General features: G+C 44.2%; 2 tRNA genes. Both read right to left on the reverse strand.

Going from position 1 to position 249, the window contains the following annotated elements:
- Positions 1-45 precede the first annotated feature (45 nt).
- Positions 46-121: transfer RNA gene (locus tag QYB95_RS19225), tRNA-Ala, on the reverse strand.
- Between the two features lie 13 nt (positions 122-134).
- Positions 135-211 (reverse strand) — tRNA-Ile (locus tag QYB95_RS19230).
- Positions 212-249: the final 38 nt, after the last annotated feature.

Raw genomic sequence — 249 nt, forward strand, 5'->3', positions numbered from 1 at the left:
GTATACTTAATTTAATCACAATAGGATTAAATAGCAATTTAATTTTGGTGGAGCCTAGCGGGATCGAACCGCTGACCTCCTGCGTGCAAGGCAGGCGCTCTCCCAGCTGAGCTAAGGCCCCAAAAAGGTATATATGGTGGGCCTAAATGGACTCGAACCATCGACCTCACGCTTATCAGGCGTGCGCTCTAACCAGCTGAGCTATAGGCCCTCTTTGAAGTTTATATAAATGAAATTGTTATAATAAAT

This window comes from Ureibacillus aquaedulcis, from assembly GCF_030418165.1.
Lineage (GTDB): Bacteria > Bacillota > Bacilli > Bacillales_A > Planococcaceae > Ureibacillus > Ureibacillus aquaedulcis.